The sequence below is a fragment of the Bacillus altitudinis genome (assembly GCF_001191605.1).
Taxonomy (GTDB): domain Bacteria; phylum Bacillota; class Bacilli; order Bacillales; family Bacillaceae; genus Bacillus; species Bacillus altitudinis.
Genome location: NZ_CP009108.1, coordinates 2012531 through 2031079, shown reverse-complemented (window position 1 = coordinate 2031079; position 18549 = coordinate 2012531). Strand labels below are relative to the sequence as shown.

The window sequence follows — 18549 nt, the reverse complement described above, 5'->3', positions numbered from 1 at the left end:
TTACATAGAAATAAGGAGGAAACCAATGGGCCTATTACAAGACTTACAAAATCGCGTACTGATTGCTGATGGAGCAATGGGAACACTTTTATACTCTTATGGCATTGACCGTTGCTTTGAAGAATTAAATTTATCAAAAGAAGATGAAGTCAAAAGAGTGCACGAGGCATATGTGCAAGCTGGAGCGGACATTATTCAAACGAACACATACGGTGCGAATTATATTAAACTATCCCGCTACGGTTTAGAAGAAGAAACAAAACGCATTAACACAAAAGCTGTACAAATTGCCAAAGCAGCCGCTGGCTCAGCTTATGTCCTTGGAACGATCGGTGGCATTCGAACATTTAACAAAAATGCCTACTCTTTAGACGAGATTAAACGGAGCTTTAGAGAACAGCTCTATATCCTTTTAAATGAAGAGCCTGATGGGTTACTGCTTGAAACATATTACGATATTGAAGAAGCAAAAGCCGTTCTTGAGATTGCTCGCAAAGAAACAGCGCTTCCGATTGTCATGAACGTCTCCATGCATGAGCAAGGTGTATTGCAGGACGGTACACCGCTAAAAGACGGCTTATCTGAATTATCCTCACTTGGCGCTGATGTCGTCGGCATTAACTGCCGATTAGGCCCTTATCATATGATTCAGGCACTTGAAGGCGTTCCACTTTTGCAAAATTCGCATTTATCTGTCTATCCAAACAGCAGTCTCCCCTCCCTTGAAGAAGGCAGACTCGTCTATGATACAGATAATGATTATTTCCGAAAAAGTGCACTTGAGTTTAGAAATCAGGGCGCACGAATCATTGGAGGCTGCTGCGGAACAACCCCTCAGCATATAAGCGCCATGGCTGAGGCGGTCAAAGATTTAGCACCTATCACCGAAAAAGAAGTGAAAGTATTAAAAGAAGAAATCATTTCCATCCAAGATCAACGGACAGAACCAGGTCTTGACGAGCTGGCTGTGAAAAAACGTTCGATTATCGTCGAGCTGGACCCGCCGAAGAAGCTGAACTTTGAAAAATTCCTCGTCGCAGCGAACGAATTAAAAAGTGCAGGCATTGATGCCCTCACACTGGCCGATAACTCTCTAGCTACCCCGCGTATTAGCAATGTGGCATGCGGCGCTTTATTAAAACAGCAGCTTGATATGCGTTCACTTGTCCATATCACATGTCGTGATCGCAATTTGATTGGACTCCAATCTCATTTAATGGGGCTAGACACGCTTGGACTAACCGATATTTTAGCCATCACAGGCGATCCGTCTAAAATTGGAGACTTCCCAGGTGCGACATCTGTGTATGATTTAACCTCCTTTGATTTGATCCGTCTGATCAAACAATTTAACGAGGGACTATCTTTCTCCGGGAAGCCGCTCGGGAAAAAGACTAATTTTTCTGTGGCTGGTGCGTTTAATCCAAATGTCCGTCATATTGATAAAGCGGTCAAACGCCTCGAGAAGAAAATCGAATACGGTGCCGATTATTTTATTTCACAACCTGTATACTCTGAGGAACAGCTTGTGAAGATTCATGAAGAAAGCCGACATTTAGATAAACCGATTTACATCGGTATTATGCCGCTAACAAGCAGCCGAAACGCAGAGTTTATTCATCATGAAATTCCCGGCATTAAATTGTCTGACTCGATTCGTGAGATTATGGCCAAGGCAGGCGAAAATAAAGAAAAGCAGCGGACAGAAGGGTTAGCGATTGCCCGCTCTTTATTAGATACAGCTTGCGAATTGTTTAATGGTATCTATTTAATTACCCCTTTCCTTCGATCAGATTTAACAGCAGAACTGACAACTTACATCCATCAGAAAGAAAAGGAGCCAAACATCCATGCCAACTATCACTGAACAGCTCAAAAAACGCATCCTCGTCCTTGACGGTGCAATGGGCACAATGATTCAAAACGCCGATCTCACAGCAGAGGATTTCGGCGGAGAAGAGTATGAGGGCTGTAACGAATATTTAAACGTCACAGCCCCTCACATTATCTCCACGATTCACCGGCAATACCTAGAGGCAAGTGCTGACCTCATTGAAACAAATACATTCGGTGCGACGAAGCTCGTTCTCGATGAATATGGACTTGGCCATCTCGCCTATGAATTGAACGTAAAAGCAGCTCAGCTGGCAAAGCGTGAAGCAGACCGTTTGTCGACGCCAGACTGGCCCCGCTTTGTAGTAGGCGCAATGGGGCCCACTACAAAAACATTATCCGTGACAGGCGGCACAACGTTTGAAGAGCTCGTTGCAAATTATGAAGAACAAGCCCGCGCCCTGATTGATGGGAAATGTGATGCTCTTCTTTTAGAAACGAGTCAAGACATGCTGAATGTCAAAGCTGGTTTTAAAGGCATTCAAGAAGCCTTTCACGCGACCGGTATTGAGCTGCCACTGATGGTGTCAGGGACGATTGAACCAATGGGCACCACCCTTGCTGGTCAAGATATTGAAGCCTTTTATATTTCACTTGAGCATATGAAACCAATCAGCGTCGGACTAAACTGTGCAACTGGTCCAGAATTTATGACAGACCATATCCGTACACTCTCCTCCATCTCAAAGTCGGCTGTCAGCTGCTATCCAAACGCTGGTCTCCCTGATGAAGAAGGGCAATATCACGAATCCCCTGCTTCGCTTGCTAAAAAAATTGCCGCTTTTGCAAAAGAAGGCTGGTTAAATATCGTCGGCGGCTGCTGCGGTACAACGCCTGCACATATTCAGGCATTGTCAGATGAAGTACGTTCGCTTCAGCCCCGCAGCATGACGCATGAGTCATCACCGCATACCGTATCAGGCATCGAGCCCCTCATTTATGAAGAAGCGATGCGCCCCCTCTTTGTTGGTGAGCGCACAAATGTCATTGGTTCACGCAAATTCAAACGGCTCATCGCAGAACAAAAGTTTGAAGAGGCGGCAGAAATTGCCCGTGCTCAAGTGAAAAATGGCGCTCACGTCATTGATGTGTGTCTAGCAGACCCTGATCGTGATGAGATAGCAGACATGGAAGGCTTTTTAAAAGAAGCCATGAAAAAAGTGAAAGCTCCTTTTGTCATTGATTCAACCGATAAACATGTCATCGAAAAAGCACTCATGTATTCTCAAGGAAAAGCCATTATCAATTCTATTAATTTAGAGGATGGAGAAGAGCGCTTTGAAGAGATTCTTCCGCTTGTCAAGCTATATGGCGGCGCACTTGTTGTTGGAACAATCGATGAAACAGGGATGGCCGTCACAGCAGATCGAAAACTTGAGATTGCCGTAAGATCCCATGACCTGCTCACGAAAAAATATGGAATCCCTGCGAGTGATATCATTTTTGACCCGCTTGTCTTTCCAGTAGGTACTGGAGACGAACAGTATATTGGTGCTGCTGAAGAGACGATTAAAGGCATTGAGCGAATCAAAGCAGCACTGCCTGAATGTCTCACCATTTTAGGCATTAGTAACGTGTCTTTCGGACTCCCGCCAGTTGGTAGAGAAATATTGAATGCCGTTTATTTGTATCACTGCGTCAAAGCAGGGCTTGATTATGCGATCGTGAATACTGAAAAGCTTGAACGCTTCGCTTCAATTCCAAAGGAAGAAATCAAGCTGGCTGAAACTTTACTTTATGAAACAAATGATCAAACCCTTGCTGAGTTCACCCAATTTTATCGCGGGAAAAAGAAAACAGAGAAGAAACCAAAGATCTCCTTATCACTTGATGAAAGGCTGGCACTCTATGTCGTCGAAGGGACGAAAGAAGGCCTGATTGATGATTTGGCCCTTGCTTTGGAGAAATTTGAATCACCTCTTCATGTCATCAATGGACCATTAATGCAGGGAATGTCAGAGGTTGGGCGCCTTTTTAATCAAAACGAATTGATTGTAGCTGAAGTCCTCCAATCCGCTGAGGTCATGAAAGCATCTGTTTCATACCTTGAGCAATTTATGGAGAAAAAGGACGCAAGCGGCAAAGGGAAGATTCTCCTCGCCACCGTCAAAGGCGATGTCCATGATATAGGGAAAAACCTGGTCGACATCATTTTGAGCAATAATGGCTTTCACGTCGTCGATCTCGGAATCAAAGTAACCCCACAAACATTGATTGAAGCGGTGCAAAAAGAAAAGCCAGATATGATTGGATTATCAGGTTTACTTGTCAAATCAGCACAGCAAATGGTCTTGACCGCTCAAGATTTACAAAAAGCAAACATCTCTGTTCCCATTTTGGTGGGCGGCGCGGCGCTTTCACGGAAGTTTACGAAGATGAAAATTTCGCCTCAATATGATGGTCCCGTCCTTTACGCCAAAGATGCAATGGACGGCCTGTCTTTAGCGAATGAATTAAGAGCGAATCCTCTTCAATTTCAAACAAAACCCTTAGAGGACCAAGAAGCACTCCATAAGGAAAAAGAAACAACGCAGCCAAAAGCTGTGATTGAATTACTAGAAAAACGCGCTACGCTTCCGGAGGCAGCCATTTTCACGCCAGAAAATACGAAACGCCATTATGTACGGAATATTGATTTGCACCACATAATGCCCTATGTCAATGAGCAAATGCTGATCGGCCATCACCTCGGTTTAAAAGGAAAGGTCAAAAAGCTCTTGGCTGAACAGCATCCAAAAGCATTGGAGTTAAAACAGCTGATCACAGATCTTCTTCAAGAAGGCAGAGAGAAAAACTGGTTTGCACCTGCATTTGTCTATCAATTCTTCCCTGCCAGTTCAAATGGGAATGATCTGCATATCTATGATCCAGAAGCGCCTGACCGCGTCATTGAGACATTCCAATTTCCAAGACAGGAAAAACTTCCGTACCGGTCTATTTCTGATTATGTGCGGAAAAGCGGAGAGAACGAGAAAGATTATATTGCCTTATTTGCAGTGACGGCTGGTGCCCGCATACGAGAAGTTGCGCAGCAATTTAAACAAGAGGGCGACTATTTAAAAATGCATGCTGTCCAAGCTTTAGCACTTGAGCTTGCAGAAGGATTGGCTGAACGAACGCACCAAGTAATTCGTGATAAATGGGGATTCCCAGACCCAGTCGATTTCACGATGGAGAAACGATTCCAAGCCAAATATCAAGGTCAGCGCTATTCCTTTGGCTATCCAGCGTGCCCTAATCTAGAAGACCAAGAAAAACTATTCCACCTGCTGCAGCCAGAAAAAATCGGGATTCATCTCACAGAAGGGTTTATGATGGAGCCTGAAGCATCCGTTTCAGCCATTGTCGTTTCTCATCCTGAAGCTCGATATTTTAACGTTCATTAACAAAGAACCTCCATTCCAGGAGGTTCTTTTTATCATTAAAAATGACATAAATATGAAAAATTACGTTTATTTACCGATATTACAAATGAAAGTCATTTACTTAAAAGGAGATGTTTGTCATGTTCAAAAAGAAGATCGGGGTTTTATTGCTTACAGGCCTCTTTATCGCTAGCCCTCTTTTCCAATCACCTGCACAAGCGAGTGAAACTTCTACGAAACAAACAACATATTATACAGAAGAATTGGAGCATCTGTATCCAGACAGTGATTATGCAAACAATGATACGATGGACAAAGCTCAATTCTTACAGCACTCTCTTCATCTAAACAAGACCTATTTATATCACGAAGGCAGTATCTCTTCTATGAATGACATTGATTTTTATCGGTTCACCAGCTCTAAATTTGATGGAGCAGATGGCCGCTTTTCTATCAAACTCGTCAATGTGAAAGCTGGAAATGATTTCGATCTTTATCTTTACAATCAGAGCGGGTCACTCGTGTCTTCCTCTGTGCGGACAAACAACCAAAATGAAATCATCCATATGCCGAAAATTGCCGCAAGCACTGACTACTACTTAGCCGTTAAACCAAAGCAATTATTAAATGAAGAGGACAACATGTATCGTATTGTCTTTGATAAAAGTATTGAAAAAGGCACAACGAAACGATATGGATCACCTGCCACATTGAATAGTTTCAATGAAGCCGGATCTCCCAATTCTTCTTTTGATTTAAGCAGCTTGCCGCAGGATGCCGTTGTCACTGGCCTGTCATTAGAAGCTGAAAAAGGTAGTACAAATGCATATAATTATGTATTCACGGTCTCTTCCTTAAAAGGCGGAACAGTGAACGTACCTTGGAACGGTCAAAAAGTTGACATCTCTTCTTATAAAACAAGTCAAGTGCCGGCAAAAGACCGCTTTTTTGTTTCTTTTAATGCAACCGAGGTTCCTCAATTGATCGGTGGACGGTTAATCAAAGTAGGCGTTGTCTCAATTAAGAACTTACAGCTCACCTTTGAATATGAATACAATCGTGACCTCAATTATTAAACTATACAAAAGGAAAAGGTGCTCCCTTTTCCTTTTTCTTATGCGTTCTTATGGTACGATACATGTAGAGAAATCATCGAAGAAGGAGTTGCGTGTATTGCCAAACGTTATTCAACGATCTTTAACACTTGATGACATACCAGATCTTGTCGCATTGTCAAAAGAGGTCGACTGGCCTGATTACAATGCGGAAGAGCTCACATCTCTTTTAACAAATGGACATTTTACCGGTTTTACAACAACTGACGGACAAGTCATTTCATGCGCAGGACTTTTTCAATATGACAGAATGGCATCAATTGGAGCGGTCATTGTATCTGAGACACATCGAGGCCTCGGTCTTGCCCGTCAAATGATTGACACACTGCTTCGTCATAGTGATCCAAGTGTCCCTGTCGTTTTAACGGCTACTGTACAAGGACAGCCAGTTTATGAAAAAATCGGCTTTCAGACAGCCGGTTATATTCATACATACAAAGCACAAAAAACAAATCCTAGTGCGCTTCACGTGTCACATCAGATTCATCTTTTTCCCGCTGATGAAACGCACCTCCCGTCTATTGAAAGACTGGATGAAAAAGGCGCAGGGACCAATCGATCAAACTTCTTAATAAAACGAATGGAGCGAGCAACATTTAAACTGATCGCAAAGGATGAACACCACGAAATCACCGGCTTCGCGTTTGGTGTGGAAACACCAGCTAATCTAATGATTGGCCCGCTTGCAGCAAACGATGAACAAACGGCGCTATCACTCATTCAATCACTTCTCACGTCTTATTCTGGCGCCTTTCGTTTAGATATGCAGGAAGAAACAGCTGAACGCCTGCATGCATCACTTGTAGAAGCAGGATTTACGAAAACAAACGTCGCACATTTTATGATGATTCGCGGGAACGAAAAGCAGAACGATCCTGCGCTTCTCTATTTTCTGGCCTCACAAGCATTTTCATAAAAAATCAAAAAGCTGTAGACAGATGTTGTCTACAGCTTTTCTTTTTTATTTTTCGCCTACGGATGAGAGAACTTGAGCGAGTGCATTTGTGACCTTGCCATGCTCTGATGCATGCGGCCGGTCATCTCCATCTCCATAGCCATAATCAATCATGCGATTACGGTTTAAGCAAAGCTTTGTCAGCTGAGGCTGGAATAGATCAAATAAAGCAAAACGATCTTTTAGCTGTGGAAATTGCTTTTGATACTGCTGAATTTCTTCTGCAAGCAAGCGCCAAAGCGTCGTTTCATCTAACAGATTGTGATTGTCTAACACGTTTGACACGTAACGAAGATTGCAAATAAACAGGCCCGTAAAAATAAATTGTACAAGACCCTCAGGCGGCTCACTACGCAGCACTTCCTTTAGATCTTCTTCTAATGAAGCCAATTCAGGCAGCGGTTGATCACTAATGTTCACATCATCAACAAAATCTTTGATGGCCAAACGATGCGGCTTGTGATCTTTTAATACAAGAATTGTATTTTGTCCGTGCGGTGAAAACACCGTGCCATATTGATACATAAAGTGCAGAAGCGGCGGCATGACAACATGGAAGAATGACGCCATCCATTCTTTTGCTGACAGACCCGATTTTTCAATGAGCTGCTTTAGATAAGGCTCGCCTTCATGATCCTCATAAGTGAGTGCCGCCAGCGTAACAGGGCTCTCCCCTTCATCTAAATACGTATAAATGCTTTCTCTAAAAATGACCCCAAGCATTTCAAGGTATTGATATGGCGCACCAGGTAGCTTGCTGTAATAAGGATGATCAACATTGATACTCGCATTCTCACCTGGTAAAATCACGCGGCATACATCGGATAAAAAGGCGTCTTGATCGGCAATTCCTTTAATATGCGCTGTAATACGTGGCGCAATAACCGTACGTTCTGATGGGAGCCCCCGGTACACTAGCGTATTTAAAATACTCATTGGCAGTTTAATATGATGCTTGCCTTTATTTGAGATGTTCGTAAAGGTTCTGATCGATTGCTGTGGAATATATTGATCCAGCCCTTCTCCTAAATACACAATACGGCGCATGGCTAAATCTTCGGGGAAATGCTGGATGATCATATGCGTCCACTGCCATTTATGAACAGGCATCATATAATAATCAGCCGCATTCAGCCCTTCATCTTTTAACACACGTTGGAATTGACGAATCGTGACTTCGTCTAATTCTTTGGCAATGATGTGCTCATAGTTCTCATGATCGACCGCATGGAATGTCGCAAGTTCTCGGTGAACAGCAATCCAAGACAGCTGCACACATTCCTGCCTTTCAGGTGCATAGGCTAAGTAATCATCGTAGCTGAATCCAATACGCCCTTTGTTATAGACGATCCAAGGATGACCCGTCATCTCGCCTTCAATCCATGCGTAATCTGTATCCGTTAACTCATCTGCACGAAGTGCTTTTTTCGACAGTAAATGAACATCCGCTAACAAGGTATGGTGAAGCTCTTTGATCAGATGGCCAGTTGTTTCAGAAGACATTGGGATGATTGGCTGAATGTCTAGTAAAAACACAATGGCACTAACATCCTTTGTCCATGTTCCGTCTTGACAGCACTCGATCGATTCAGCAATCGTATCAAAACTATCAAACAAACGAGGTTTTGCGAGATAACGATATTTCTTCTGTTCGTGAATGATTAATTCGTATTGGGCGATGCCATCCTGATGATCTAGCTGAACGGGATGAAGCATATCCTCATACATATATTCGGACAGCATTTTTGCCACCATTCGTTGGTTTGCTTTTTTCCAAGCAGCAGGATTGACCGCTTTTTTCAATTCATCTTGTACACTCATCGGTTCATCCTCCTTACCCTTTGATTTCTTCAAATGTATTTGCGTGTTTATGTGTACCGAATGTCTGGAAAACATGCTTTTGATAAAGTGGATACACAGGTCGACGAGCCAGTTCATTGATAATGACACTGTTTCGGTACGCCCCTAGCCCTAAATCTGGTGCGCCTACTCCATGTGTATGAAGCTCTGCATTTTGTACAAAAATATCATTTTCACCTAATGTGTTTGTTTTCAATCGATATTCACGTTCAACCTGGAAGCGTCCTTGATGATCCCACTGAATATGATGGGAAATCGGATCAATAAATGGCGGTAATACAGATTGATAGCCCGTTGCCAAGACGACAATGTCTGTCTCATGCTTAAAGGATTCCTCTTTGACCCATTGATTGCATGAAAGCGATAAGCCGTCCCTCGTTTCCTCAATCAAATTGACCTCCGTCATCGCCTGCAGCACGGTGTTCAGCTGCTCTCCGCAAGCAGAACGTTCATAAAGCAAGTGATAAATATCTCGGATCATCGCTGAGCTGATGCCTTTATACAGCAAATCTTGCTGCTTTAATAGCGCATCTTTTTTAAGTTGCGGAAGCTCATAAAAGAAATCAATATAGTCTGGAGAGAAATACTCAAGACCCAAATTTGAATATTCCATTGGGAAAAACCCTTTAGAGCGTGTAAACCAATGAATATCCTTCGCCTCATCGTCTGATAAAATGTCATAGAATACTTCTGCCGCACTTTGACCAGAACCGATGACCGTCACGGATTTTCCTTTAAAACAGCCTTCTTTCTTTCGTTTCAAGTAATCAGCAGAATGAAACACCCGATCCCCTAAAGCTGGCTGAAGAGGTGCTGGTACCGCAGGCTGTGTGCCGATACCTAAAACAAGATGCTTACTTTCAAACACCTCTACCGTTTGATCTTTCACATGACGGACATGCACTTCATATCGTTTTTCTCCAGCTTTTTCAACAATGGAGACAGATTCGACATTCATGCCAAATCGGCAAGAATCTAATTGATCCGCGACCCAGCGGCAATAATGGCTATATTCCTTGCGCGGGATATGGAAGTCTTCTAGAAAGTAAAATGAATACAAACGGTTTTGTTCCTGCAAATAGTTGAGAAAGCTATATTTGCTTTTCACATCCGCCATACTGACAAGATCCGCTAAAAAGGGGACTTGAAGTGTTGTCCCTTCAATGAGCATACCTGGATGCCAGTGGAACGCTTCACTTCTTTCAAAAAACAAAGCGTCAATTTCGTTTACTTCTTCAGATAATGCAGCAAGCCCTAGGTTAAATGGTCCAATGCCAATCCCAATGACATCCACTACATTATTTTGCTTGTTGAACCGCGTCATGGTTATACTTCCTTTCAAATCGATCTCGATGACAAAACATTAAAAGACCTGTTTTATCTGGTAAAGTGACTGGTTTCACACGTTCGAATCCACACTTTTCAAAGACATGAATCATTTTTTCGTTCCGAATATCTGGCTCAGCCACGATTTTTTCTGTTCGTTTGTTCTGCTCAAACTGAAATGCTGTCATGGCTTGAAGCAGCGGAGCCGCAAATCCTTTCCCTACATAATCTGGCTCTCCAATTAACAGGTGAATGCCTTGATCATGCGGAGAAGGCTGATAGTACGATTCAATGATATCCCCTTTCACATTGTATGCTTCAAAATAGCTCATCGGCGTGCCATCAATGGTTCCTAAATAAAGGGTTTGATGCGGATCATGAATGGCCTGATAAAAGTGCTTTTCAAAAGCAGGAAATGGAATATTCAAATGCCAAAATGGGTGGACATACTCTTCTTGCATCCACTTGTGGACAAGCTGGACGTCCCGTTCATATTCAGCGCGAATGAACCCAATTCGATGCCTCATCCAATCAGCGCCTCCTTATGTAAAAAGAGCGGATTCAATACAGACGTGTACCTAGATTGCGTTTCTAAAGAACCTGTCAGTTCATCCATATCTTCAAACCGCGTGAGTAAGTTCGCTTTTGAAGGCAGCTCCTGTGACCGGAGAAGACTGTTCGTCAGCTCAGATGCACCATATGTCTCTTCATGCGCAATCAGTGTGTCTCTAATCAGGGCTAATAAATCTTCTTCTTGTGCAAGCCCCTCTGTACCAAAACCATTCACAAGACCAAACAAATGATTAAAGAAGAAATAGTAACGCAGTCTCTCAACCGCTACATCGTCTGCACAAATGGTTTCACTTCTGACGCTTAAGTTTTGAACAAGCTTCGCAAGCTGATCCTTTTTCGATTCGCTATAATAGTAGCCTTGATTGTCACGATAATAGAATGTGTGCGGATATCCATTCTTTAGCTGTACGACAGCATTTTGCTGATGGGCTTCAAGGGCAAGACCATACGTTTCAAACAGCCAAAGCATCGGCTCTAACGAAATCGATAAATATTGTGTGAACCAATCACGGCTGACAGCTTCTGTTGATCTGCCTTCAGCGTCTGCTAATTCATGAATAATGCCTGAAAGGCGTGATTTTTCTCCGTATGCATGATCCTGACATAGCCCTGCAATTAAGCTTGCCCCTTTTTCATGATGCAAAAATGGATTTTGACGAATGACGACTTCAAAGCCAGATTCCGCCTCATCCCCTTGAATAGATAGATACGCAGGATCTTCAATCACACGGAATCCAGAAAATTTGTCATATAAAGAAACGCCTAATTCTGTTTTTAAGATACGAGACATCTCAACTCCGCGATCAAGTTCCTTTTGTTTGTTAACGCGTAAAGAGTTTGTGATCTTTACAGGGACAGAGAATTTGAGCATGTACGCAGAGTCTTTTTGATAGACCGTTCTAAAGGAAGATGTCGCTGTGTATTCAGACCCTAGCGGCCCTAAATACGCCAGCTTTCCATCCTCTATATAACGCTTGACGAACGCTTTCTCCATCACTACTTGGACTTGCAGCGGATGAATCGGAATCAGGACATATTGACCGCCTTCTGTTAACGTCGTCAGTCTCTCTTTTTCTTCTGGCATCTGGCGCATAAGCTCCTCAAACATGAGGCTTGCCGCAGACTGTGAAATTGAAGAATCCTGAAGCACAATTGACGGATGTGCTTTAAAGTAATGAAGCTGGAAAGAGCCTTTCAGCTCAGGAGAATAAATAGCTTCCTCCTCTTCTGTCATTCCTTGTCTGCTTTTTGGTGTAGGATGCGTTAAATGCCCAAGAAGGAGTGACTGCTCCGCTTCGATATATTCAAAATCAGCTGAAGAAAGAGCTGCCCGATCACTTTCTCTCTCTCTGATGAATCGTTCAATATTCCGGCAGCTTAAAATGATGCGAAGCATGAACTCATCCTCTGCATCTGTGCGGCCGTATTCAATGAGAAGTTCCTTTGAACATAAAGCAACAAGTGTTGTATAATCGACGATCGTCCCCTGTTGCTCATTGCCTTGCGGGCGAAAACGAACGGGAAAATCAAAGAGATGACGGCCTACAGGCGAAAAATATCGAATCGGAATGACAAGCTCAAGATCTTGCTTTGCTAATGCTGCTACAAATACAAGTGAGCCGTCTGCTTTTGTCTCTTTCTTTGCAGATCGATCAATTCCTGTTTCACGTAAAAAACAGTTTAAAAAGCTTTGCATCGTTGCATTTTCAGCCATTTGTTTATATTGACTCAACGTAGTACCCTCCCGGATTGAATATGAGCGATCCCGATATCAACAATGTCAGAAAGGATTTCCTCAATATGTGTAATAGTCGTTCTCGGATTTAACAAAGTGAATTTTAAGCATGTTTGACCATCGGCTACTGTTTTTGCTACGACAGCCGTTCCTGTTTGGAAAAGCGTGCGATGAATGACTTTATTGATGTCCTCTGCTTGATGATCATCTATAAAACGAAACACGACTGCATTGATTTCTGGATCAGGATTGATCACCTCAAGATGCTCATTTTTCTCAATCAACGTAGCCACATCTTTCGCAAAATGGATGGTATGGTCAATGATACTTGCAAATCCTTCTTCTCCAATCATACGCAGAGAGAGAAGGAGTTTTAGCGCATCAAACCGGCGCGTCGTCTGAACAGATTTATTCACGAGATGCAGAATGCCTTCCAGTTCATCTTCCTTTGGATTGAGATAATCTGCATGGTAATCAATCAAACCAAAATGTCTTTTATCCTTTAGTAGAAATGCCCCGCAGGAGATCGGCTGATAAAATTGCTTATGAAAGTCGATCGTGATCGAATCAGCAAGCTCGATGCCATCTAATTTTCCTCGGAAGGTTTTGCTTAATACAAGCGCTCCTCCATAGGCAGCATCTGCATGAATCCACAAACCGAAAGGCTTCACCATGTCATATATGTCACGTACAGGATCAATACTGCCAAAATCAGTTGTCCCGCAAGTCGCCACGACTGCAAATGGAAGCAAATCCTGCTCCTTAAGCTCCATAAGCTTCTTCTGCAAATCATGCAGGTCCATTCGGTGATGTTCGTCTGTCTCAACTAACACAACAGCCTGCTCACCTAAACCTAGCTGAGATGCTGATTTTTTCACAGTGAAGTGGGCATTCTTGGAGCAAAGAATCCGCATACGGTTTGCCTCACTCGGCAACCCTTTCTGCTGTACATTCCATTGCCATGTGTTTTCGCAAAATGCATCTCTTGCTAAAAGCAGTCCCATGTAGTTAGATTGGGTTCCACCGCTCGTAAAGGTCCCATCTGCTCGTTCTCCATAAGAAAACTTTTCACATAACCACTTGAGGATTTCCTCCTCAACCAAAGATGCAATGCCGCTTTGATCAAAGGAATCCATTGATTGGTTAAAGGAACTTACGATCACCTCTGCTGCCAGAGCAGGGATAAGAGGTGGGCAATGCAAATGTGCCAGGCATTTAGGATGTGACACATCAACCAAATGCGGTAAAAGGTGATTTTTTATATCTTGAAAAACAGACTCAATGGATTCACCAGCCGGTTGAATCTGGAATAACGATTCGACATGAGTCGCTAATTTCCCAGGCAATATTCCGCTATACGGTCCTCTGCTTGTTTGCCACTCTGCCAGTAAGCTGTCGATGGATGTGTAGAGAGCCGCTTGGAAGGACTCCCTCCCAAGCTGGCTTTGTTGAATAAATAATGAATCGACAGATGGTTTAGTTGACTGCATCGTAAACTGCCTCTTTAAAAATCGTGATGACTTTTTCAAGCTGTTCTTCTGTCATGGTCAAAGGCGGTAAGAATCGAATCACACTTCCAAAACGGCCTCCTGTCTCCACAATTAAGCCTTTATCAAAACAATTCTTTTGAATGAGACTGGCTAGCTCTGGATTTGCTGGATAACTGCCGTCCACATCCTGTTTCTCATCTGGATTCACAACTTCAACACCAATCATTAATCCTCTTCCTCGCACATCACCGAGAGCAGGCACTTGTTTTTGAATGTCTTTTAGATTGGCCTGCATACGCTGACCAAGCGCTTCTACATGATCAAGCAGATTGGTTTCTTTTATATATTTAAGCGTAGCAGTTCCAGCTGCCATCGCCATTTGATTTCCTCTAAACGTGCCAATGTGTGCACCTGGATTCCATTGATCTAAGTCTTTGTCATAAATCACAACGGATAGTGGCAGGCTTCCCCCAATTGCTTTTGATAACACAATGACATCTGGCACAATACCAGCATGTTCAAAGGCAAACATCTTACCCGTTCGGCCGATGCCTGATTGAACCTCATCAATAATAAGTGGAATTCCTTTTTCTTTTGTGATTCGTCTCATTTCTTGTATCCATTCAATTGATGCCGGGATGGAGCCGCCCTCCCCTTGCACCGCTTCAAAGATCATGCCTGCTGGCGGGAGAATTCCACTCTCAGGATCATTTAATACACGCTCAATATAAGAACTGGAAATGCGATGTGAGTCTTTACCGCCGATTCCAAATGGGCAGCGGTATTCATATGGATAAGGCAGGAAGTGAACATCTGGCATTAATCCTTGTACTTTTTCCTTTGGCGATAAGTTGCCGCTTAATGACATCGTGCCATGCGTAGCACCATGATATGCTCCGTGGAATGATAGAATGGAACGATTTCCCGTCGCTGTCTTGACTAATTTAATTGCTGCTTCTATAGCATCACCACCAGTTGGTCCACAAAATTGAATTTTTGCTCTTTTTGCAAACTCTTCTGGCAAGTGAGAAAAAATCTCATTCACAAATTCTTCTTTAATCTCTGAAGTGATGTCCAGCGTATGCAACGGTCTTTTTTCATGAAGCATACGTTCAATAGCATCTATAACAACCGGGTGATTGTGACCAAGGGCAAGTGTTCCTGCACCTGCTAGGCAGTCATAAAATTCTCTATCATCTGCATCTGTCACGATCATACCTTCGGCTTTTTGCATGGCTAATGGGAACCGTCTCGGGTAAGACCTTGCATTAGATTCTCTTTGACTTTGTTGCTCTAAAAATTGCTGATTTTTAGAAACGGTTTTGATGGACATAATAAAACACTCCTCCAATTGATAAAGATTATCATTTTCATTTACTAGCCTAGAGTATGTAAGATACGAAAGTCAATTGTATTCAAAAAGATGATTCTAAAAGCATATGAATGCTATATTCTCTTTTTAACGAGTAATTTCGTGTATTTTTTACAAACATCTACAGCCATAAGGCGATGTAACGTTTGAGTATGAAAAATGTTGAAAAAAATTACAAATCAATTCTCCTGGTTCTTTTGCTCTATGCGTTGTAGCTCCCTTGTTTGATACGGGACGGCCGAATGAAATGAATGTAGTAAAACAAAAAATGAACGTTATTTTATCTTGATATAAATGGTTATGATGGTATAATTTCTCTGAAACGAAAGGGAATCGAGGGAGATCTGATGATTTTAACGAAGCATGACCTTCACCACTACTTGGCACAAGATCAGAAAGCACTTGCCATCAATCGAAAAAGACCAAAGTGGCTTGGGGATGATATTTGGAAATATCAAAGATATTTACGAAAATATGAGTACTATACGAATAGCGGTGCTACGTTACGCAAATGGTTTTATCGTTACTTACATAAAAAGAAAGGCATGCAGCTTGGCTTTGATATCCCGATTGGTGTATTTGGACCTGGGCTCAGAATCAACCATACTGGGCTGTTGATTGTGAACAAGCATGCCAAAATCGGTGCGTTTTGTGATATTCATCAAGGTGTGAATATCGGTCAAAACCATCATGAAAAAGATGTGCCCGTCATCGGAGATCATGTATGGATCGGCCCTGGCGCTAAACTGTTTGGAAACATTTATATTGCGAATCATATTTCCATCGGAGCAAATGCTGTAGTGAATCGCTCCTTTCATGAAGAGCAGATTGTCATTGCAGGTGTCCCTGCTCAAAAAATAAAAGAAAAAAGCCCTTCTTTATGAAGGACTTACTTGATCAAAACAGTGAGCCACATGAGATAAAATAAGATGGTTAAACATGAGGATCATCATGCCCGAGCCCAACACCTTTTATCCTTATGATGCTATGGCGCCATCAAACCATCAATCGGTAGCAACTTGAAGTGAAAAAAATCACCTATGATGTATGTGCAGCCGTACTCTCTAATTTGCGTTGGAGTACCCGAAGACTAGCATGAGGAAGTACAAGACAAAGACGAGGATGGCAATCGCATAGATGAAAATGGACACAATCAGTACTGTCCAGCCCAACCCTTTTCTTCCTGTTTGAATGAGATATATTCCAAGTGTAAAGAGCCCGAGTAAAAGACCTAAGATGGCCCATAACCATTTATTTTTCCCGTGTTTTGGTGCATCAACGAATAGGTAGATTGCGACTATTATGGATACAAACCAACCTGTAATCCATTTCACATTCATCCGCCACCCTTCTTTTTCAATTTATTGAATCTTACTATACTTTTTTCCTAATCTTAAAAATAACTATTCAAATGAATGGTGTGGAAGGCTTTGCCATTCTTCTCTCAGCATTCCATACCGCATCGAATCATAATACTCCCCTTGATAGTAACGAACCTTACGCAGTCTTCCCTCAAGGATAAACCCGCATTTCTCTGCGCAACGCATCATGCGTTCATTTCCAGACCAGGTGGTCAGACCGATGCGTGGGATATCAATGTGTGAAAAGAGTTCATCGATCCATAGACGCAATGCCTTTGTTCCAACGCCCCCATTCCAAAAACGCGAGTCATAAATAAGAATCCCACACTCCAGCCAGCGTGTGCGTTCATTCTCCCAATAATAAGAAACTGTGCCCTTTAATTCACCTCCGACATCAATGCCAAATAGTTTTGGCAGGACAGAATCATCCTGTAAATAGCGTTTTTTAAATGCAGCAAGCGATATGTCATGTTCAATAAAATACGGTGCATTCCACTTTCGATAGGCCTGGTCTGGTGCTTTAAACCTTAAATGCCATACCACTTCTAAATCGGTTTCGTCTAATGGACGTATGCTCACAATCTCTTCTTTTTTTCCTTTCATCTGTTCACGTTCCTTTACTTTGTCGTTCTTTTAGCAAGATGACGATACTCGATAGGCGTCATGCCTTCATTTTGCCGAAACAGCTTTGAAAAATAAGTAGGGTCATCAATGCCTACATGTTCTGCAATGAGAGCTATTTTTTCATTCGTTGAAGCAAGCAGGCTTTTGGCTTTTTCGATTTTGAGTCGATTGATGTACTGGCTCGGCGTCAGTCCGTACACGGTCTGCATGCACCTTGTCATGTAATCAGGATGATAATGAAGAATCTCTGCCAGCTTCTCCATCTGTAATTTTTGCGTAAAATGACGTTCAAGATAGTAAACCACTTCTGAAGCGACAGTCTCCTTTGCACTTGGAATATGAAATGCTTCTTTTTGTAAATGGATGAGCATTTCCTCAAATTGAAGCTGCTTTTTGAGCTGAAGTTCAGACGCATCATCATTTAAAGCGCGCATCGCTAAAAGATGCTTCTGTAGCACGCTTCCCCCTTTCACTTTTCCTTTTCGGGGCAGACGAAATTCATAGCTTGCTGCTTTTTCAAAAGTGGCTTGATTTTGCTTCATGTCAAACCAGTGTTCTCTCGGCCGATCTGTAAACTCAAATGGATCAATTGAGAAATGCAGCCACTCATAAAGTGTTTCTTCTTTGCATGGCAGATGTCCACCATGGGCAAGTCCCGGTGATAAGATGATATATTCTCCCTCTTTTACGTGATGAGGCACCTCGTCTTCTGTGATCCATAGTTCCCCTTTCGTGACATAAAGAAGATCAAATACGGTGAAAATTCTGGAGATATGTCGTTCTCCTGGATGGAATACACCTTTGCCTGAAGCAATATAGACTGGAAATGGCGGTACAGTAAATGTAATAAACGGACCCATATTCATCCCCTTATGAAGTC

At 42.5% G+C, this 18549-nt stretch carries 14 protein-coding genes; 5 read left to right on the top strand and 9 right to left on the bottom strand.

The window, feature by feature from the left end:
- Nucleotides 1-25: 25 nt before the first annotated feature.
- The 4 genes from ID12_RS10165 (at nt 26) to ID12_RS10150 (ending at nt 7289) form a co-directional block, all read left to right on the top strand.
- Nucleotides 26-1867 carry a bifunctional homocysteine S-methyltransferase/methylenetetrahydrofolate reductase gene (locus ID12_RS10165; protein ID WP_050827137.1) on the top strand — a complete coding sequence of 614 codons (1842 nt, stop codon included), beginning with the start codon at nt 26-28 and terminating at the stop codon, nt 1865-1867.
- Nucleotides 1851-5279: a methionine synthase gene (metH, locus tag ID12_RS10160; RefSeq protein ID WP_050827136.1), complete on the top strand. Its 3429-nt coding sequence runs from the start codon at nt 1851-1853 to the stop codon at nt 5277-5279. The genes ID12_RS10165 and metH overlap by 17 nt, the downstream gene beginning before the upstream one ends.
- A 119-nt stretch (nt 5280-5398) precedes the next feature.
- Nucleotides 5399-6334 carry a hypothetical protein gene (locus ID12_RS10155; protein WP_017360193.1) on the top strand — a complete coding sequence of 312 codons (936 nt, stop codon included), beginning with the start codon at nt 5399-5401 and terminating at the stop codon, nt 6332-6334.
- A gap of 97 nt (nt 6335-6431) precedes the next feature.
- The gene (locus ID12_RS10150) at nt 6432-7289 is read left to right on the top strand and encodes a GNAT family N-acetyltransferase (RefSeq protein WP_050827135.1); all 858 of its coding nucleotides are present in this window, start codon (nt 6432-6434) and stop codon (nt 7287-7289) included.
- A 45-nt stretch (nt 7290-7334) separates the two neighbouring features.
- On the opposite strand, the gene ID12_RS10145 is transcribed toward ID12_RS10150, so the two are convergent.
- Genes ID12_RS10145 through ID12_RS10120 form a run of 6 tightly spaced genes read right to left on the bottom strand, consistent with a single transcriptional unit; the run spans nt 7335 to nt 15645 of the window.
- Nucleotides 7335-9149 carry an IucA/IucC family protein gene (locus ID12_RS10145; RefSeq protein WP_048002557.1) on the bottom strand — a complete coding sequence of 605 codons (1815 nt, stop codon included), beginning with the start codon at nt 9147-9149 and terminating at the stop codon, nt 7335-7337.
- 13 nt (nt 9150-9162) lie between these two features.
- Nucleotides 9163-10512: a lysine N(6)-hydroxylase/L-ornithine N(5)-oxygenase family protein gene (locus tag ID12_RS10140; protein ID WP_050827134.1), complete on the bottom strand. Its 1350-nt coding sequence runs from the start codon at nt 10510-10512 to the stop codon at nt 9163-9165.
- The gene (locus ID12_RS10135; RefSeq protein WP_008348567.1) at nt 10487-11041 is read right to left on the bottom strand and encodes a GNAT family N-acetyltransferase; all 555 of its coding nucleotides are present in this window, start codon (nt 11039-11041) and stop codon (nt 10487-10489) included. Before ID12_RS10135 ends, ID12_RS10140 begins: the two co-directional genes overlap by 26 nt.
- Nucleotides 11038-12819 (bottom strand): IucA/IucC family protein, encoded by a 1782-nt coding sequence (locus tag ID12_RS10130; RefSeq protein ID WP_050827133.1) that lies wholly within the window; start codon nt 12817-12819, stop codon nt 11038-11040. Before ID12_RS10130 ends, ID12_RS10135 begins: the two co-directional genes overlap by 4 nt.
- Complete coding sequence (locus tag ID12_RS10125) at nt 12816-14312, bottom strand: pyridoxal phosphate-dependent decarboxylase family protein (RefSeq protein ID WP_050827132.1); 1497 nt, start codon at nt 14310-14312, stop codon at nt 12816-12818. The genes ID12_RS10130 and ID12_RS10125 overlap by 4 nt, the downstream gene beginning before the upstream one ends.
- The gene (locus ID12_RS10120) at nt 14299-15645 is read right to left on the bottom strand and encodes an aspartate aminotransferase family protein (protein WP_050827131.1); all 1347 of its coding nucleotides are present in this window, start codon (nt 15643-15645) and stop codon (nt 14299-14301) included. The genes ID12_RS10125 and ID12_RS10120 overlap by 14 nt, the downstream gene beginning before the upstream one ends.
- Before the next feature lie 386 nt (nt 15646-16031).
- Here ID12_RS10120 and ID12_RS10115 point away from each other — a divergent pair, with 386 nt between their 5' ends.
- Nucleotides 16032-16568, top strand: a complete 537-nt coding sequence (locus tag ID12_RS10115; protein WP_050827130.1) for a serine O-acetyltransferase — start codon at nt 16032-16034, stop codon at nt 16566-16568.
- Nucleotides 16569-16748: 180 nt separating this feature from the next.
- On the opposite strand, the gene ID12_RS10110 is transcribed toward ID12_RS10115, so the two are convergent.
- The 3 genes from ID12_RS10110 to ID12_RS10100 all read right to left on the bottom strand — a co-directional run bounded on the left by ID12_RS10110 (nt 16749) and on the right by ID12_RS10100 (nt 18529).
- Nucleotides 16749-17024: a hypothetical protein gene (locus tag ID12_RS10110; RefSeq protein ID WP_046527332.1), complete on the bottom strand. Its 276-nt coding sequence runs from the start codon at nt 17022-17024 to the stop codon at nt 16749-16751.
- A 63-nt stretch (nt 17025-17087) separates the two neighbouring features.
- Complete coding sequence (locus tag ID12_RS10105) at nt 17088-17648, bottom strand: GNAT family N-acetyltransferase (RefSeq protein WP_024720035.1); 561 nt, start codon at nt 17646-17648, stop codon at nt 17088-17090.
- 14 nt (nt 17649-17662) lie between these two features.
- On the bottom strand, nt 17663-18529 hold the full coding sequence (locus ID12_RS10100; protein ID WP_050827129.1) for an AraC family transcriptional regulator: 867 nt from the start codon (nt 18527-18529) through the stop codon (nt 17663-17665).
- Between the last annotated feature and the right edge of the window lie 20 nt (nt 18530-18549).